Origin of the sequence: Nocardioides pinisoli (assembly GCF_024199985.1) — a bacterium.
GTDB lineage: Bacteria > Actinomycetota > Actinomycetes > Propionibacteriales > Nocardioidaceae > Nocardioides > Nocardioides pinisoli.
This window is the reverse complement of sequence record NZ_JANARS010000005.1, coordinates 368,177-382,948: the sequence shown is the minus strand read 5'-3', so window position 1 is coordinate 382,948 and position 14,772 is coordinate 368,177. Positions and strand designations below refer to the sequence as shown.

Annotated in this window: 13 protein-coding genes; 6 read left to right on the top strand and 7 right to left on the bottom strand. The window is 70.7% G+C overall.

Annotated features, from left to right (window positions below):
- Window positions 1-348: 348 nt before the first annotated feature.
- Window positions 349-954, top strand: coding sequence for a hypothetical protein (locus NCI01_RS13635; RefSeq protein ID WP_254182028.1), 606 nt, complete (start codon window positions 349-351; stop codon window positions 952-954).
- 10 nt (window positions 955-964) lie between these two features.
- Here the strand turns inward: NCI01_RS13635 and NCI01_RS13630 are convergent, their stop codons facing one another.
- The 7 genes from NCI01_RS13630 to NCI01_RS13600 form a co-directional block, all read right to left on the bottom strand.
- Window positions 965-3,985 (bottom strand): ExeM/NucH family extracellular endonuclease, encoded by a 3,021-nt coding sequence (locus NCI01_RS13630; RefSeq protein WP_254182106.1) that lies wholly within the window; start codon window positions 3,983-3,985, stop codon window positions 965-967.
- 141 nt (window positions 3,986-4,126) lie between these two features.
- The gene (locus NCI01_RS13625) at window positions 4,127-4,819 is read right to left on the bottom strand and encodes an NADPH-dependent F420 reductase (protein ID WP_254182027.1); all 693 of its coding nucleotides are present in this window, start codon (window positions 4,817-4,819) and stop codon (window positions 4,127-4,129) included.
- Between the two features lie 45 nt (window positions 4,820-4,864).
- Complete coding sequence (locus NCI01_RS13620) at window positions 4,865-5,500, bottom strand: DUF6518 family protein (RefSeq protein ID WP_254182026.1); 636 nt, start codon at window positions 5,498-5,500, stop codon at window positions 4,865-4,867.
- Window positions 5,497-6,486 (bottom strand): DUF5996 family protein, encoded by a 990-nt coding sequence (locus tag NCI01_RS13615; RefSeq protein ID WP_254182025.1) that lies wholly within the window; start codon window positions 6,484-6,486, stop codon window positions 5,497-5,499. Before NCI01_RS13615 ends, NCI01_RS13620 begins: the two co-directional genes overlap by 4 nt.
- A 25-nt stretch (window positions 6,487-6,511) precedes the next feature.
- The gene (locus NCI01_RS13610; protein ID WP_254182024.1) at window positions 6,512-7,249 is read right to left on the bottom strand and encodes a flavodoxin family protein; all 738 of its coding nucleotides are present in this window, start codon (window positions 7,247-7,249) and stop codon (window positions 6,512-6,514) included.
- Window positions 7,250-7,257: 8 nt separating this feature from the next.
- Window positions 7,258-7,572 (bottom strand): GNAT family N-acetyltransferase, encoded by a 315-nt coding sequence (locus NCI01_RS13605; RefSeq protein WP_254182023.1) that lies wholly within the window; start codon window positions 7,570-7,572, stop codon window positions 7,258-7,260.
- A 104-nt stretch (window positions 7,573-7,676) separates the two neighbouring features.
- Complete coding sequence (locus NCI01_RS13600; RefSeq protein WP_254182022.1) at window positions 7,677-10,433, bottom strand: ATP-binding protein; 2,757 nt, start codon at window positions 10,431-10,433, stop codon at window positions 7,677-7,679.
- 286 nt (window positions 10,434-10,719) lie between these two features.
- Between NCI01_RS13600 and NCI01_RS13595 the strand changes: the two genes are divergently transcribed.
- The 5 genes from NCI01_RS13595 (at window position 10,720) to NCI01_RS13575 (ending at window position 14,733) form a co-directional block, all read left to right on the top strand.
- Window positions 10,720-11,598 (top strand): ABC transporter ATP-binding protein, encoded by an 879-nt coding sequence (locus NCI01_RS13595; protein WP_254182021.1) that lies wholly within the window; start codon window positions 10,720-10,722, stop codon window positions 11,596-11,598.
- A 49-nt stretch (window positions 11,599-11,647) separates the two neighbouring features.
- On the top strand, window positions 11,648-12,367 hold the full coding sequence (locus NCI01_RS13590; protein ID WP_254182020.1) for an ABC transporter permease: 720 nt from the start codon (window positions 11,648-11,650) through the stop codon (window positions 12,365-12,367).
- Window positions 12,368-12,412: 45 nt separating this feature from the next.
- On the top strand, window positions 12,413-13,252 hold the full coding sequence (locus NCI01_RS13585) for an alpha/beta fold hydrolase (RefSeq protein ID WP_254182019.1): 840 nt from the start codon (window positions 12,413-12,415) through the stop codon (window positions 13,250-13,252).
- 4 nt (window positions 13,253-13,256) lie between these two features.
- Window positions 13,257-13,664: a DUF4260 family protein gene (locus tag NCI01_RS13580; RefSeq protein WP_254182018.1), complete on the top strand. Its 408-nt coding sequence runs from the start codon at window positions 13,257-13,259 to the stop codon at window positions 13,662-13,664.
- A gap of 79 nt (window positions 13,665-13,743) precedes the next feature.
- Window positions 13,744-14,733 (top strand): extracellular catalytic domain type 1 short-chain-length polyhydroxyalkanoate depolymerase, encoded by a 990-nt coding sequence (locus NCI01_RS13575; RefSeq protein ID WP_254182017.1) that lies wholly within the window; start codon window positions 13,744-13,746, stop codon window positions 14,731-14,733.
- Window positions 14,734-14,772 lie beyond the last annotated feature (39 nt).

Here is a 14,772-nt window from a genome sequence, read left to right as displayed (position 1 = left end):
TGGCTGCACTCTGAAGCCGCCGCCGCCCACGACGGCCTGGAGGCGGACCCAGCCAAGGCGATCCCGGCGGCATCCTCGGCTTTCCTCGCGCTGGCGAGCGCGCGACGACGTCCGGCCGTCCAGCGGTCCGCAGACCCCCGGGTCCCCGTTCCGCCTGGACGTCTGACGGTTCCTGGGCAGCAGGTCGTGGACGGGCGGGTGCTGGCCACCTAGCCTCGGTCGTGTGTTCGACGCCGTCGTGCTGCCCGCTGGTCCGACCGGTGACGGTGCTGGGGACTGCGCGGGGCGATCGTGAGCCGCACAAACCCACGCTCCTCGAACGAGCAGCAGGACTCGCGTTCGACGACCATGCTCGACGTCTCACGTCCCGGACTTGTGTTCCTCGTCGTCTTCGTCGCCGCGGCCATCCTGAACGGAGACGTCGCCGGGTCGTTCGCAGACCCCGACAGCCAGTTCGTCTCGATCTATGCCGACGCCGGCAACAGGGCGGTGTACGTCGCAGGAGCAGTCCTTCTCCTGCTTGCGGGCCTGTCGTTCGTCTGGTTCGCGTACGCACTGTCGAGCGCAGCGGGGACCTTCCGCGTCCCGCTCCTGGTCACCGGAGCCACCGCGGCGATCGGCATGATCGTCGCAGCCCTCGCTTGGGCCACCGTGCCGCTCAGCATGACCTTCGGCGCGCTGGTCGACGATCCCGGGTTCGAGTCCGGCCAGTCCGTCCTCGCCCAGTTCGGCTGGGTCGCGTTCGGCCTGGGCGCGATGCTGCCCGCCGCGATGTTCATCGCGATCGCGGCACGGACGCCCGGCCTGCTCCCTCGCTGGCTCGCGAGCGCCAGCTATCCAGCTGCCGTCCTGGTCGGCCTGACCGCACTTGTGTTCATGACGTCCGCTCTGTTCGTCATCTGGGTCATCGCGGTCGTAGCGAGTCGGTGGCGGGGCGCCCGGCCCGGCGCGTGAGTCGCGGAGCTCAGTCGGACTGCTGGCCGCGGGGCACGACGTTGACGACGGTCTCGTCGATCGTCGACTCGCTGCCGTCGCTGACCTGCACCGCGACGGGGTAGCCGCCCGGCGGCCGGTTTGCCCGGAAGGTCGCCGTCGGGCCCGTGGCGTCGTCGAACTCGCCGTCGCCATCGAGGTCCCACGCGTAGGTGAGGTCGTCACCCTCGAGGTCGTAGGAGCCCGAGGCATCGAGCAGGATGCGAGCACCCGGCTTCACCGTGTACGGACCGCCGGCGTCGGCGACCGGGGCAGTGTTGAGGTCCAGGCCGACGACGACCGGGTCGTGGTCGCTGGATCGGTACGCGGTGGGCTCGTAGAGCGGCAGAGCCGACGACTCGCGCTCGAAGGCTGCCTCGCCTGCGTCGCGGACGTCGTCGTTGTAGTCGAACAACGGCACTTCGTCGGCGTTGATCTTCCAGCCGCCCGCGCCCGTCACCTGGGCTGCGAGGGACTCGGTGGCCAGTGCGTGGTCGAGGTGGCCGAGGAGACCGTCGAAGACGTACCCGTAGGACTCCAGGCCTTCGAAGCGCTCGAGCAGGTCGATGTAGCCCGCCGTCTCGAGCGTGGTGATCGGCCGCTCCATGGAGTAGGAGTTCAGGTCGCCGATGACCAGGAAGTCGGGGTCACCGCTCCCCGTCGGGTCGCTCGCCAAGTGGTCGGCGAGTGCCGCAGCCGCGCGGGTGCGGGTGAGGTCGCAGTTGCCGGACCCGTCAGCGGGCGAGTCGTCGCCGGCCCCGCAGCCGGAACCCTTGCTCTTGAGGTGGTTCACCGCGACAGTGAACCGCTCACCCGTCGACACCTCGTCGAAGGTCTGGATCAGGGCCGGCCGGTTGCGATCGTCGTCGAAGCGGGGGTCGTCGTCCTCGGTGAGGAGGTCGAAGGCTCCGACCGGTGCCACGGTCGCCGTCTTGTACAGGAAGGCCTGCTTGATCGCGTCGGTGCCGATGAAGCCCGTGTCGATGGAGTCGTACGTGCCGGGCGCCGTGGCGGCGTTGAGCGCGTCGACGATCTGCTCGGTGGCCAGACCTGCGTCGTTCTGGATCTCGATCAGCCCGAAGACGTCGGCGTCGATCGCCTCCAGCGCAGCCACGATCTTGGTGAGCTGGCGCTGCCGCTCCCGCTCGGAGTCGGCGCCGCGGCAGTCGTCCGTCCCGCTCGGTCCGCACGGACCGCTGTTGTTCGACGACGTGGTGTCAATCGTCGCGAAGTAGTTCAGCACGTTGAAGCTCGCCACCTGCAGCCGGCCGCCGACGTCGTCGGGCGTGGCGGGGCGGGGGTTGGCCGCCTCGAACGTGTAGTCGACGCCGGGGACGGGGCGCAGCTTCCAGGCTCCGAAGGAGTACTCCATGACACCGGTCAGGTCGGTGATCGTGTCACCGCCGCGGAAGTAGCTGCCCGTGCTGAGTCCCGGCGTCGGGTAGTAGTAGGGCTCGTTGTCCAGCGGGCCACTGGTCGCGTCGTTCTGGTCGTTGCTGTCGTCGTCCAGGATGATGCGGCGCGTCGCCAGATCGTCGAGGAACGCCTGGTAGCCCTCGACGGTGGGCGTGTCGGTCTGGGTGTACTGGAACTCGCGCTCGCCGGCCGTGAGGACGACCTCGCCGAACCGCGCGAGCTCGAAGTACTCGCTCACCGCGAGGGTGGTGGAGATGGTCGTGATCATGCCCTCGACCGGCTCGAAGGTCGCGGGGGCCGTCGTGGCGGAGCTCGCCGGCAGCGTCACGACGGCGGCGCTCGGAAGGGGCAGGTCGGAGGCCAGCACGTCGACGTCCCCGGTGGTGACGTCGATCTGGGTGTTGTCGAAGAACTCGGCGACGGTGCCGACCACCTCCACCAGGTCGCCTGCGGCGAGGCCCGTCGGGCAGGTCGAGCCGCAGAACACGTAGATGCCCTCGGACGTCGCGGGGTCGGCGTCCGCGTCGGCGTCCTCCTCCTGGACGTAGAAGCCGGTGAGGACGTCGTTGCTGGTGATGAGCGAGGTGACGACCGCCTCGACCTGGACCGTCTGCCCGGCGAGCGGTGACGCGGATCCCGAGCCCTGGACGGCCGAGACGAGGGTCGTCTCCAGCGGCGCAGTGACGGTCACGGTCACCGTGCAGACGGCCTGGGCCCCGTCGTCCGAGGTGGCCGTGATCTCCACCTGGTAGGTGCCCACCTCGGTCGAACCCGCGACCGTGAGGGTCGCGGTCGCGGGCTCTCCCTGTCCGGTGGGGGCGGTCGATCCCTGGAGCGTGATCCCGGGCACGGGGTCCGAGGTGATGACGAGGTCGTCGATGCCGCTGTCGGTGTCGGTGGCCGACACTGGTGACGTGGCTCCGTCACCGGCGGTCGTCTCGACGTCGGGCTCGCAGCTCATCGTCGGCGGCCGGGGGTCCCCGGACGCGACGAAGACCTGGTCGTTGTTCACGTCACCGGGCGTCTGGGCGGCAGACGGCGCCCAGGTGAAGTCGGCGTACGTGTCACCGGTGCCGGTGAGCTGCAGCGACTCACCGACGGGACCGGCGCCGTTCTCGATGACCCCGATGTCCGTGCTCGTCAGGCCGTCGGCAGGCCCTCCCACGGCGGTCATCGTTCCCTCGTAGGACAGGAACTGCACGACGGCGCCGCCGGCGTCCACCAGTGCGACACCGTCGGGCGCGCCGTTCTGCAGGACCAGGGGCACCGACAGGAAGCCGAAGCCCGATCCTGTCTCATCGCTCAGGGTGCCGGTCAGGGCGCCCTGCGGGGTGTACGTCGTTCCGTTGCTGCCGTTGTAGGGAACGATCGTCCAGCCCGCGAGGTCCGTGCCTGCCGGGCCGGCGACCTCGATGAACTCACCGACATCGGCGCCGGCATTGTCGTAGTGCAGCTCGTTGATGAACACCGCGGAGTCCGGCGCAACGGCTGCAGCCGAAGGGGCGACAGCAACCAGGCTGGCCACCAGGGCCAGCGGCACGGCCGCACCAGCCGCCTTCGCGAATCCGCGACCTGCAGAGTGTGTCGATGCGGGCATGTCGGTCACCAACGATTCTCGAGCGAGGGGAGGAGCTCCGAGGGTAAGCCGCACCTATGGACGCTGGCTACGGGCGGACGGTCCCGGTCGTCTCGGAGCGCAGGGCGAGCGGGCAGAGCCGCTCGCCGTGATGGGCGAGGCTCAGCTGAGGGAACGCTCCGCCCGTTGCAGGTTGCGGATGAGCTCTTCTCGGCTCTGTCCGTCGACGTGGTGGCGCCACATCGGTGTTCCGGGCGCGCTGCGCCACGATTCGCTGAGGGGGCTGTTGTCCACGGTGTCGAAACCCAGGTCGTCGTAGAACCTGGTCACGAGCTCGACGGCGTCCGGGTGGTCACTCGACACGACCAGCGCCTTGCGGTCAGGATCCCCCGCCGGTCGGGCGAGGCGGAGCACGGCAGGTATCGCATCGCTCGCGACCCGCATGGGCGAGCGCGCGTGGAACTGGACATGGGTGAACGCCTTGACGACCTTCGACGCAGGGATCTGCTCCTGCCGCAGCTCGTGGATCGTCCTGAGTCCTGCATCGACGTCAGGGAGGTTCCCGTCGCGCCACACCATGTAGTTGTTGTTGTCGATCACCACCTTGCCGGCGAGCTGTTCGACCGGTAGCCGACTGTTCGGGGTGTAGGGGAACGCGAGGATGGCGAAGTCGGCTGCCGCGGCCGCTTCCGCGGCGTCCGCGGCCCGTGCACGCGGGCCCAGCTCGCTGACGAGTCCCCGCAAGGTCTGAGGTCCGCGGGAGTTGGCGATCACGACGTCGTAGCCGGCCGCGATCGAGGCGCGCGCCAGCGCGCTGCCGGCTTGGCCTGATCCGATGATGCCGAAGGTCGTCATCAGTGTTCCGATCTCTTGTGGGCGATCGAGAGGATGGAGCAGGTGCTAGAGCACCAGTCCCAGGACCGCATGACCGGCCACCCCGGCGATGAAGGTGGGGATCAGCCAGCGTGCGAGGGCGGGATACTGGGATCGGTGCCGACCGAGGCCCACGGCGAGACCGAGGGCCAGGGCGCCGAACAACCACGCTGTGGACGAGTAGCCCAGCCGGAAGTGGTAGGCGACCACGGCCTCACTCGCGTACGCCGCGACCAGGAGGGCCGCTCCCGCGCCGACCGGGATCGCGCGCCGCCAGGCGTGGCCCGCAGCACCGAAGACGGGGCCACCCAGCACCGCGCACAGCGACCACACCACGACGTAGGCCGTCGAGACGCCGAAGCCGCGCAGGTCTGCGGTGACGTAGTAGCCGGCGACCTGCAGCAGCGTCGCCGCCATCCCCACCAGCGCCGCGGTCGGGAGCCGCGACTGGAGCGCTCCTGCGACGAAGGCTGTCGTGAGCCACGGGCTTGCGGCGTTGACCAGCGCCAGCCACGGATAGTCGAGGGGTTTCTGCAGCAGTGAGGTGAGCACACCCACGGCGACACCCAGGGCGAGCGCGAGAGCGATGCTTGTCGTGGGCCCCAGGCCCCGGGTGGTCCCGGCGCCGGTGGCGACGGCGCGTCGCTGCGTCTGCCCGCTCACGTCTGGTTCTCGCCCCCGTCCACGTGCAGCGGTCTCCTCGGGGCTCGGTGCTGCGGCCACCGGTGCGGGTCGTCCTCGAGGCTCTTCCGGTCCCAGCCGCCGAGGTCGGCGGCGGCCCGGTAGGTGGTGTGGAGGAACTCCGTCAGCGCCCGGTCGGGATCCTCGGCCTCGGCCACCGCCTCGTACGGCAGCAGGAACTGGCGGTTCTCGACGCTGTAGTAGGCCGCGTCCGGGCCGACGGGGTAGTCGGCGAAGCCCTCGGGCTCGGGATAGGCGTAGGCGTAGAAGGCGCCCTCCTCGCCGCCGCCGGGCCAGAACCCCGCGCTGCTCAGCTCGCGGGAGTAGCCCTCCACCATCACCCAGTCGCCGCAGTTGGGAGCCCCGCCTGGGTGCTCCGGGGCCTCGCGGCCGGAGAAGCGGGTGCACGCGAGGTCCATGGCGCCCCAGAAGAAGTGGACGGGGCTGACCTTGCCGACGAAGTGGGAGCGGAACTCGCCCATCACCCGGTCGGCGTGCACGAGCTGGCGCCAGAACAGCTGCGCCGCTTCCGGGTCGTAGGTGGCGTGCACACGGTCCTGGGGGAACGGGACGGCGGGGTCCACCTCGTTGGGCCGGACGTCGATGACCACGTCGATGCCGAGGTCGTCGAGCGCGCTCATGGTCTCGGAGTAGAAGTCGGCGACGGGCCGTGACGACAGGCCGACGAACCGCTGTTCGCCCGCGCTGGTACGCACCCGGAGGTGGTGCTCGACGAAGTCGAGCTCGAGGTCGAAGGAACCGCCGCGGTGGGGGATCGTGCCGGTGGTCAGGCCGCGCGGGGTGACGTACAGGGTGACCTGCCACCAGTGGTTGAGCAGCGGGGACTGCGAGAGCCGGATCTTGCCGACGATCTGGGTCCACATGTGCACGGTGTCGCGGGTCTCGGTCCAGTCGTCGACCCGCAGCCGCGGCCACGCCCGTCGTGAGCCGATGTGGCTTGTTGTCACGTGTTCTCCTTCCCGGCAGGGAGTCCTACCGGTGCTCGGGGTTGGCCTGGTCCGGCGCGCAGCCGGCGTCCCACTCGCTGCGCCTGTTGCCGTACGCCGGCACGCCGCCTGCGTCGCGCAGCATCGCCGCGAGGTGCATCAGGTTGTAGGTCATGAAGGTGGTGTTGCGGTTGGTGAAGTCGTTCTCCGGGCCGCCCGACCCGGGGTCGAGGTACGACGGCCCGGGGCCGACCGTCCCGATCCAGCCCGCGTCGGCCTGCGGCGGGACGGTGAAGCCGAGGTGCTGCAGGCTGTAGAGCACGTTCATCGCGCAGTGCTTGATGCCGTCCTCGTTGCCGGTGATCAGGCAGCCGCCGACGCGGCCGTAGTAGGCGTACTGGCCGGCGTCGTTGAGCACCCCCGAGCAGCCGTAGAGCCGCTCGATGACCCGCTTCATCACCGAGCTGTTGTCTCCCAGCCAGATCGGCCCCGCGAGGACGAGGATGTCTGCTGCCAGCACCTTCTCGAGCAACGCCGGCCACTCGTCGACGTCCGCGCCGTGCTCGGTCATGTCCGGCCACACGCCGGTCGCGATCTCGTGGTCGACCGCGCGGATGACCTCGACCTCGACCCCGCGCTCCTCCATGATCCGAGTGCTGACACGGATCAGCCCGTCGGTGTTGCTGGGCTCTGGCGAGCGCTTGAGGGTCGCGTTGACGAAGACGGCACTCAGATCGTCGAAGCGAGGCCCTGCGACTGGGGCGTCCACTGATGACTCCGTCATGCCGGCCCCTAGTCGCTCACCGTGGACGCGGGCGCGTTGAAGAGCAGGTCCTGGTAGTCGGGGTGCTTGCGCAGCCACCCGATGATGAAGGGGCAGACCACCAGCGTCCTCAGCCCACGGTCGCGGATGTCGTCGAGCGCCGCGCGCGCGAGCGTGCTGCCGACGCGCCGGCCCTCGTACGCCGGGTCGACCTCGGTGTGGGTCAGGACGACGAGCTCGCTGGTCTCCTGGTACTCGACGTACCCGGCCAGCGTCGTGTCGTCGACGAACGCCTCGTAGCGTCGCCGTTCTGGGTTGATGGTCACGATCACGTCGGTCGACATGGAAGACATGCTGGTGCGACGAGCGGCGTCTTCGCGTCGGTGAAAGTCCCTGAGTGCCGACGGATCGGGGTGGGGTAGGTGTCGGTGCTTCGCGCCGACGGCGGTCACGCGAGCTGTAGGTCCCGCAGCTGGCGACGCGACGTGATGCCGAGCTTGCGGAAGATGTTGCGCAGGTGGGCCTCGATCGTGCGGGGGCTGAGGAACAGCTGCGCGGCCACCTCTCGCGAGGTGGCCCCGGCGGCCACGAGGCGGGCGATCTGCAGCTCGTGCGGGGTGAGTGCGTCGGTGGGTTGCGCGGATCGCTTGCGCGGTTGCTCGCCGGTGGCGCGCAGCTCGCGGGCGGCGCGGTCGGCGAACGCTCCTGCGCCCATCTCGGACAGCATCTCGTGGGCGGTGCGGAGCTGCTCGCGGGCGTCCTGGCGGCGGCCCTCGCGACGCAGCCACTCGCCGTAGACGAGGTGGGTGCGGGCGAGGTGGGTGGCGATGCGGCAGGCACCGAGCAGCTCGATGGCTGCGCGGTAGTGATCCTCCGCAGCGGGCCCGGTGCTGGTGAGCGCCTTCGAGCGCGCCGCGAGCCCGCGTGCCCAGGCGGTCCCGCTGGCGCGCGCCCGCGAGTCGAGCTCGTCGAGCGCGGCCGCTGCAACCGCCGGCCGGCTGGCCCGGGTGGCCGCCTCGACCAGTTCCGGCAGTGCGCAGTTGCTCTGCGGCAGCTCGTCGTTCTCGCACGCCAGCACGGCAGCATCCATCGCCGTCCGGTAGTTGCCGAGACCGTTGTTGAGCACCGCGGACGCGTACTCGACCCAGCTGACTGCCGTACCGGTACGCAGTCCGTCGGCACCCTCTGCGAACGAGTCCCGGCCCGCGATCGTCTCGACGCGGTGCCCCCGCCAGGCAGCGATCGTGAGCGTCGTGAGGGCCATCGGCTTCGCTCCGATCGCCTTCGTGATCGCAACCTCCTCGGCGGCCAGCTCCTCGGCGCGGGCGAAGTCGCCCTCCAGGAGGTAGTTGGTGCACAGGTTGATCAGCGCGAGGGGAAGAGCGGCCAGCGCGCCGGCATCACGCGTGAGCCTGACGTTTCGACAGTTGAGTCGGTAGGCCAGGTCGTCGTCGAACAGCGCTACGGCGGCCCGGCTGCCGAGCCACAGCCAACGGCGTCCGTCTGGCTCGGCCGCGACGTGCGGGGTTGACAGGTCGTCGTCGAGGGCCTGTGCTGCCCGGCGCAGGCTGGGTGCACCTGCCTCGTATCCTTCGGTGAACGTCGTCACCAACCCGTCGAGCAACAGGTCCGCCGGCGTCGGTGGTCCGGGGGCAGGCGGGGCGGAGCGAGCGGCCTCGGCCACGTTCAGCGCGGCGCGGGGGTGACCGGGGCCGCCCAGCACAATGGCTGCGTCGAGCGCGTCGAGGTAGGTCTCGCGTGACAGCGACGCGTCCAGCGGGGCAAAAGTCCTGGCTGCATCGAGGAGCATGCCCGGCGTCTCGCTGCCGTGCGTGCGGTGAAATGCGATCGTGGCCCGGAGGAGCTGGATCCGGGCACGTCCGAGATCGCCCAGCGGCTGGGCCGCGGCGATGGCCAGCAGGTCGAGCGCTGACTCCGAGGCTCCCGCCTCGTGCATGGTCTCAGCGGCGTCCAGAGCCCGACGGGCACGGACGGCAGGTTCCGGGGTCAGGTCGACAGCACGCTGCAGGAACGCAGCCGCGGCGGCCAGGCCGCCGCGGGTCCGCGCCCGTCCGGCCGAGCGTTCGAGGTCGGCAGCGGCCCCCTCGTCGACGCCGAGCACTGCCTGCGACCGGTGCCACGCGTGCCGGTCAGGGTCGAACCGGGGATCGGTGGCGGTGGCCAGCGCGCCGTGCGCGCGCCGACGGTCCGGCTCCGAACATGCGCCGTAGACGGCTGAGCGCACCAGCGGGTGGCGAAAGCGGACGCGGCTGTCGATCGTCAGCAGCCCTGCCTCTTCGGCGGGCTCGGCTGCGCGGGCCTCGATCCCGAGAGTCTCGGCCGCTCGCCACAGCAGGGCACCGTCGCCGGTCGGGTCGGCAGCCGCGAGCAGCAGGAGCAGCTGGGTCTCGGACGGCAGGTCCCTCGAGCGCTGGTGGAACATGTCTTCGATGCGGCGCGGAACGCTGAGCGCGGTGGGCAGCTCGAAGCCGCCGGCCAGTCGCGCCGGGGGTGCGCTGCGGGGCAGCTCGAGCAGCGCGAGCGGGTTGCCGCGCGCCTCGGCGACGACGCGGTCGCGCACTTCCTCGTCGAGCGGTGTGCGTACGGAGGCTGCCAGCAGCGCCCGCGCCTCACTCTCGGTCAGGCCGCTCAGGCGAACCTCGGGCAGCCCGATGAACGGCCGCAGGTCCCCGTCGTCGGTGGGGTCGCGCACGCACAGCAGCAGCGCCAGTCGCTCAGCCGCCACCCGACGGGCGACGAAGGCCAGCACCTGCGCGGACGCCTCGTCCATCCAGTGCGCGTCGTCCACCAGGCACAGCAGCGGCCCCTCCTCCGCGACCTCGGACAGGAGGTTCAGGACGGCCAGGCCGACCAGGAAGCGTTCCGGAGCGGCACCCGCCTCCTGCCCGAACGCCGTACGGATGGCGCTCTGCTGGGGCCCGGGCAGCGCGCTGAGGTGTCCCAACAGCGGCGCGCACAGCTGGTGGAGGGCCCCGAACGCGAACTGGGTCTCGGACGGCAGCCCGACCGAGGTCTCCACGCGGAACCCCGACAGGGCAGCCACCGAGCGAGCGTGCTCGAGCATCGCCGTCTTTCCGACACCGGCTTCGCCGGACACCATGAGCGCCCCACTTCGCCCGGCCCGCGCCTCGTCGAGCAGGCGCTCGACCGCCTCGCGCTCGGGGCGCCGGCCCACCAGGTCCACGAAGAACTCCTCCCTGGCCCGGTCGGCACCGGACTAGGTGATTGTTGCCGATGCGAACAACACCTGCCAGCCCAGCACCCAGCACCTGCCACGACTCGTGGAGCGCGATGTACGGGACTCCCACCGACGCGATCTCGACCCGCTCCGGGCGAGCCTTGTGACACGGCAGCAACCGGGGCTGACCGGCCTGCCGACCTCCTCGCCTCGGGGATCGGGGGATCCCCGGGCGAGGAGCGGCGCAGACGACGGTGTTTGCGTGCTCATGAGGACGAAGGGATGTGACCGGATGAACGCCTCGCCCGTGATCGACGTCGACGGTCTCACCGTCACCTACGGCGACTTCACCGCTGTCCGTGACCTGTCCTTCGAGGTCCAACGCGGGGAGCTCTACGCCCTGCTCGGCACCAACGGAGCCGGCAAGACCTCCACCCTGGAGGTCGTCGAAGGTCACCGGCGGGCCACGTCCGGCACGGTGCGGATCTTCGGCGCGAGCCCTCAGGATCGACAGGCCATCCGGCCGCGCACGGGCATCATGCTGCAGGAGAGCGGGTTCTCCCCGGACCTGACCGTGGAGGAGTCGGTCGCCCTGATCGGCTCCCTGAGCGGACGGGACGACACCACCGACCGGGTGCTCGACGTCGTGGGTCTCACCCGCAAGGCGAGCACGATCGTCGCCCAGCTCTCCGGTGGCGAGAAGCGTCGTCTGGACTTCGCCACTGCGGTGTACGGCGGGCCCGAGCTGGTGATCCTCGACGAGCCCACCACGGGGCTGGACATCCAGTCCCGCGACGCGCTCTGGGGTGCGGTGGACCGGCTGCGGGAGGCTGGGTCCACCGTCGTCCTCACCACGCACTACCTGGAGGAGGCGCAGGAGCGGGCCGACCGCATCGGCCTCATGCACCAGGGCAGGCTCCACCGCGAGGGCACGGTCGCGGAGCTCACCCAGACCCTCCCGTCGGTCATCACCTTCAGGCTGCCTCCCGGCGCCCCCGAGCCGCCGACGATCGGGTCACGCAACGGGGCCTTCCACATCGAGACCTTCCACCTCCAGGACGACCTCCACCGCCTCCTGGCGTGGGCGCACGACCGCGGGGTGGAGCTGCAGGACCTGCAGGCCGGCCCGACCCGCCTCGACGACGTGTTCCGCGCCCTCGATGCCACCTGAGCCACGCGCCGACGGACCGCGGCACCCGCCCACGAGAGGAACCCCGACCATGCTGGCCATCGCTCGCAGCGAGATGATCCAGATCTTCCGCAACCGGCTCGTCCTGGTCACCGGCCTCGTCATCCCGGTGGCCATCAGCGGCTACTTCGTCTACGAGAACGAACGGTTCGCCGACCTCGGCAGCGTCGGCTACATCGCAGCGATCGTGATGTTCACGGTGCTGGCCTTCGGGCTCTACACGACCGCTGTGACCACCCTCGCCTCGCGCCGGCAGAACCTCTTCCTCAAGCGCCTGCGCTCCACCGCGGCGGGCGACGCCGGCATCCTCACCGGGCTGGTCCTTCCGGCCACCGTCATCGCGCTCGTCCAGGTGGTCGCCATCCTGGTCGTGCTCGGAGTGGTGACCACAGAGCCGGACCAGGTCGCGCTCCTCGCGGTGGCGGTCCTGGCGACCACGGCCATGATGGTCGCTCTGGCCCTGGCCACCGCCGGACTGACCAACTCTCCCGAGCACGCGCAGGTGACCACCCTGCCGGTGAGCCTGTCGGTCATCGCCGTCGCCACGTGGGTGGGCATCACCGGGACGGAGGACCTCGCCCGCCTCAAGAGGCTGCTCCCCGGTGGCTCTGCCACCGAGATGGTCATGAACGCCTGGAACGGCGGCGTCCCCCTGCTCGACTCACTTCCCCTGCTGGCCACCACGCTGGGCTGGGTGGCTGTCTCGGTCGCCATGGCCGTCCGCCTGTTCAGCTGGGAACCACGCCGATGACTCGGCCACCGACCACACAGCACGACAACGAGAAGGAAGCACATCATGGGATTCATCACCGTCGGAGAAGAGAACAGCACCCCGATCGAGCTCTACTACGAGGACCAGGGCGCAGGTCAGGCCGTCGTCCTCATCCACGGCTACCCGCTGAACGGTCACAGCTGGGAGCGCCAGACGCGTGACCTCCTCGCCGCGGGCCATCGCGTCATCACCTACGACCGGCGCGGCTTCGGCCAGTCGTCCAAGGTCGGCAGCGGCTACGACTACGACACCTTCGCCGCCGACCTGAACACCCTGCTGGAGACCCTCGACCTTCGCGACGTCGTGCTGGTCGGCTTCTCGATGGGCACCGGCGAGCTCGCCCGCTACGTCTCCACGTACGGCACGGAGCGGGTCGCCAAGCTGGCGTTCCTGGCCTCCCTCGAGCCCTTCCTGGTGCAGCGCGACGACAATCCCGACGGCGTGCCGCAGAAGGTCTTCGACGACATCGCGATGGCGGCCAGGACCGACCGCTACGCCTGGTTCACCCAGTTCTACCGCGACTTCTACAACCTCGACGAGACGCTGGGCACGCGGATCAGCGAGGACGTCGTCCGGGCGAACTGGAACACCGCGACCGCCAGCGCACCTGTCGCGGCGTACGCCGTCGTGCCGAGCTGGATCGAGGACTTCCGCGACGACACCAAGGCCGTCCGCGAGGCCGGCCTGCCGACGTTGATCCTCCATGGGACGGCCGACAACATCCTGCCCATCGACGCGACCGGCCGACGCTTCCGCGACCTGGTCCCGCATGCCGACTACATCGAGATCGAGGGTGCGCCGCACGGGCTGCTCTGGACCCACGCCGACGACGTGAACGCAGCCCTGCGCGCGTTCCTCGGATGAGGTGATGACCAGACAGGTCCACCTGGTGCAGCGCGTCGAGGCGGGGGCGGTGGCGCTCGTTGCCATCGCCGCCGCCGTCGCGCTGTACCCCGACTGGTGGTGGGTGGTCCCGGCGGCGTTCCTCGCCTTCGACCTCTCGATGCTGGGCTACGCGCGGTCGACCGCGGCGGGCGCCATGACGTACAACTCGGTCCACAACTACGCGTTCCCGGCGCTGGCGGGACTGGTGGCGCTCGCCGTGGAGCCGGTGACGTCGGCGGCCTCGACGGCCGCCGGCGTCCTCGCCTGCGCGTGGGCGTTCCACGTCGGTGTCGACCGCGCCCTCGGCTACGGCCTCAAGCTGCCGGAGTCGTTCCGCAGCACCCACCTCGGACGGATCGGCGCCGAGCGGAGCGACCATGGCCACGGGTGAGCACGCGCAGGGGAGGGCCGGGCGGCGGAGGGACCGGACCCGGCGGCGTCGCCGACGATGGCCGTCGGTCGTCGCCGGTGTGGCTGCGGCGCTCGTGGTCGTGGCCGGGACGGCCATGGCGGTCTTCCACCTCGGCCTTCCCTGGTGGCTGGACGAGGGCGACCGCAACCATGTCCACGAGAGCGACGCCGGCTCCCAGCGCTACCAGGTCCACCTCCCGCCGCAGCACGACGGCACGGCCCGGCTGCCGGTCATCATGGCGATCCACGGCTGCGGCATGAGCGGCTTCGGCTGGAACTCGATGAAGTCCACGACCCAGCTCAACCGGCTGGCCGACCGCGAGGGCTTCATCGTCGTCTACCCGACGCAGCGGCTGTTCCGCAGCGCGATCAACTGCTGGAACTCGGGCGACCCGCGTGAGCAGCACCGCCACACCGGCGAGCCCGCGCTCCTCGCCGGGGTCGCCCGCGAGGTGGTCGAGACCTACGGCGCGGACCCGGACCAGGTGCACGTCGCCGGGGCGTCCTCCGGGGCAGGCACGGCGGTCATCCTCGCCGCGACCCATCCCGACGTCTTCGCGACGGCGACGTCCGTCGCGGGCGGTGAGTACGGGCTGGACCAGGTGGACCCCGACGCCCCCGACTCGACGCCACCGGACTACACCGCCCGCCAGGCGTGGGCGCAGATGGGGGAGCGGGCGCGGCAGGTGCCGCTCCTCGTGATCCAGGGCGAGGAGGACGAGGTGGTCCCGCCGCTCGTCGCCACCCGGCTGGTCGAGCAGTGGACGGCCGTGGGCGACCTGACCGACGACGGCCTGCTCAACGACAGCCTGGACCTGGTCGAGGAGACCACGACGGTGGCGGGGGGCCCGGACGAGCATGCGTACGTGCGCACCACCATCGCCACCCGGGGCGGCGCGTCCCTGGTCGAGTCCTACCTGGTCGAGGACATGGGACACGTCTGGCCGGGCCCGTCCGGCGAGGGCCTGTTCACCGATCACGCCGGGCCGGACGCCAGCGCCATCGTCTGGGACTTCGCCCGACGCCATCCGAGAGGATCACTGCCATGAGCCCCGTCGTTCTCGCCATCGTGCACGTCGCCGGACACC

Excerpts from the sequence above, each read along its gene's own strand:
- NCI01_RS13635 (WP_254182028.1), top strand. The coding sequence starts at position 349 with ATGCTCGACGTCTCACGTCCCGGACTTGTGTTCCTCGTCGTCTTCGTC.
- NCI01_RS13630 (WP_254182106.1), bottom strand. The coding sequence starts at position 3,985 with ATGCCCGCATCGACACACTCTGCAGGTCGCGGATTCGCGAAGGCGGCT.
- NCI01_RS13625 (WP_254182027.1), bottom strand. The coding sequence starts at position 4,819 with ATGACGACCTTCGGCATCATCGGATCAGGCCAAGCCGGCAGCGCGCTG.
- NCI01_RS13610 (WP_254182024.1), bottom strand. The coding sequence starts at position 7,249 with ATGACGGAGTCATCAGTGGACGCCCCAGTCGCAGGGCCTCGCTTCGAC.
- NCI01_RS13605 (WP_254182023.1), bottom strand. The coding sequence starts at position 7,572 with ATGTCGACCGACGTGATCGTGACCATCAACCCAGAACGGCGACGCTAC.
- NCI01_RS13595 (WP_254182021.1), top strand. The coding sequence starts at position 10,720 with ATGAACGCCTCGCCCGTGATCGACGTCGACGGTCTCACCGTCACCTAC.
- NCI01_RS13590 (WP_254182020.1), top strand. The coding sequence starts at position 11,648 with ATGCTGGCCATCGCTCGCAGCGAGATGATCCAGATCTTCCGCAACCGG.
- NCI01_RS13585 (WP_254182019.1), top strand. The coding sequence starts at position 12,413 with ATGGGATTCATCACCGTCGGAGAAGAGAACAGCACCCCGATCGAGCTC.
- NCI01_RS13580 (WP_254182018.1), top strand. The coding sequence starts at position 13,257 with ATGACCAGACAGGTCCACCTGGTGCAGCGCGTCGAGGCGGGGGCGGTG.